We start from the raw sequence: 1,052 nt of genomic DNA, 5'->3' as shown, positions 1-1,052 counted from the left end.
TTACTATTTATTTCAGTATTTTCTGATATTTTTTTTGAACAATCTGTTTCATTCTTTTTTCATTAAGGAATTAGCGCTGCTAAAAAGACATTTTCTCTTCATTAAAAGAATGTGTGGATTGCAGAAAAATTGTAGGCAGAGGACATAATGGGGGCATGGACATATTGCCATTGTATCGCATGCGCTTTCTTCAAATACCTGTTATGCATATTTATTTCTATACTGGCGATACATTGATACATCTTCCTGAATACAATAAACAAGGGCGTTTCATCCGAATTAATAATCGTACAACGCATTTGAAAGTGAATAATTAAACTTACAGAAATAATCAATAAAAAAGGCACCTAACCATTTTCAGGTTTGTGTGCCTTTTTTTATTAATCTTTCAAACAATTTTATAGTCATCATAAGTGATTAATAGCCTACTCATAGAAACTGTCTCAGCGCGGAGCTTATTCTTATCCCGACAATAAGCTATTATAGAACTATTAGGAAGTTTAGCAGTACAATTCCATTTACTATATTTCGTACAATACCTGGAGGATACTTCGATCATTTCTCCACGTACCTTTAACATTCTGCGTTCTACCAAAGGCATCATCTCCATTTCCGATAATATTATTTACCCTAAATCAGATGAAATATTCTTGGAACAAGGGCAAGACATGGCATATACAGGAGATTATGGACATTATAGCAAAACAAACAAATAGGTGAAATTATAACTGTTTATAGTCAAAAAGAGATCTATCAAACTTCAAAAACAAAGTTGCTTGGAACGGGTGTGCGAGACTCCTGCGGGAATACGCGTCCTAGGGAGGCGCCGCGGGCGGAAAGCGAGTGCCTGGAGTCCAACACAACGTTCAAGTTTTACTATCAATCATCATCGAGTTTGTCTTCAGTTTGCTATATATGCCAGAAGTAAAAGCTGAAAGTAACTCTCTATTAAAGATATTACATGCAGAATAATCTTAATGTTTTTTTGAAATATTAAGATAAATCACAAAGCTCACCTACTAACTCATATTTATAACTATAAAATTATATTC

General features: G+C 33.9%; 1 protein-coding gene. It reads left to right on the top strand.

The window, feature by feature from the left end:
• Window positions 1-843: 843 nt before the first annotated feature.
• Entirely contained in the window at window positions 844-972 is a 129-nt protein-coding gene (locus tag ACFWE9_RS27080) for a hypothetical protein (RefSeq protein ID WP_290370602.1), read from the top strand.
• Window positions 973-1,052 lie beyond the last annotated feature (80 nt).

Source organism: Peribacillus sp. NPDC060253 (assembly GCF_042727425.1).
Lineage (GTDB): Bacteria > Bacillota > Bacilli > Bacillales > DSM-1321 > Peribacillus.
This window is presented reverse-complemented; position numbering and strand designations above follow the sequence as displayed.